This window comes from Latilactobacillus graminis DSM 20719 (assembly GCF_001436415.1).
Taxonomy (GTDB): domain Bacteria; phylum Bacillota; class Bacilli; order Lactobacillales; family Lactobacillaceae; genus Latilactobacillus; species Latilactobacillus graminis.
In genome coordinates this window covers 1-673 of record NZ_AYZB01000051.1, presented here as the reverse complement: position 1 = coordinate 673, position 673 = coordinate 1, and the positions used below count along the sequence as shown (strand labels likewise).

The 673-nt window shown below is 39.7% G+C and carries 2 protein-coding genes; both read left to right on the top strand.

Annotation, left to right across the window (positions count from 1 at the left end):
- Window positions 1–380, top strand: a 380-nt coding sequence (locus FC90_RS09365) for a hypothetical protein (protein ID WP_162258688.1), incomplete at its 5' end; no start/stop codon positions are given.
- Window positions 380–673: hypothetical protein (locus FC90_RS06820; protein ID WP_057908523.1), on the top strand; the 294-nt coding region annotated here is incomplete at its 3' end. The genes FC90_RS09365 and FC90_RS06820, both read left to right, overlap by 1 nt.

The following is a 673-nucleotide window of genomic DNA, read 5'->3' as shown; positions in this document are numbered from 1 at the left end:
TGAATTTGGTCGAATTAGGCGAAATCATGTCACTCGGTGCAAGTCTTGAACCTTGTGAAGCTGTTGACCGTTTTGGTAGTAGCGCATTGTTTACAGAAGGCTTTCGTGCTTTATCAGAACCAGAACAAACACGTCAAAAAGAAGTGTTTTTCAGCGGGAGGTATACAGTTGCCTACCATCGCGATGGTGGTGAAAAACTTAAAACAATCAACTATAAAAATGCACTTGCGCTTATGAACGATTTAAAATACTCGTACGATAGAACTACCAATGTTTATTTATTCCAAAACAAAAAATGGTTCTACCTTGATTTAAATGAATACAAGTGGTGCGAATTAGCGCCAAAACTTGAAGACGGCGAAAGAAAGGAGCTTGCATAATGAAGACAGCATATGACGAATTTAACCGCTTTCCTGTCGCCAAAATGGCGCAGACAATGTCCGACATGACATTTCTTTATAAAGAAATGCGTGTGCCTGCCAAGCATTATAAAGACTTGCTTGGCAAGCCCTTAGCTGAAATGGTTGAAGATAGTGTCTCTATCAACCTTTTAAACACCTACTACAAGACCTTAAAAACGTTGTTGGACGAAAACCCTAAGTGGTTTATGCAGGCACTTTTGTGTCTCGACTTGAAAATCACACCCGCCAATATTAAAGCGGAAGAATTACAA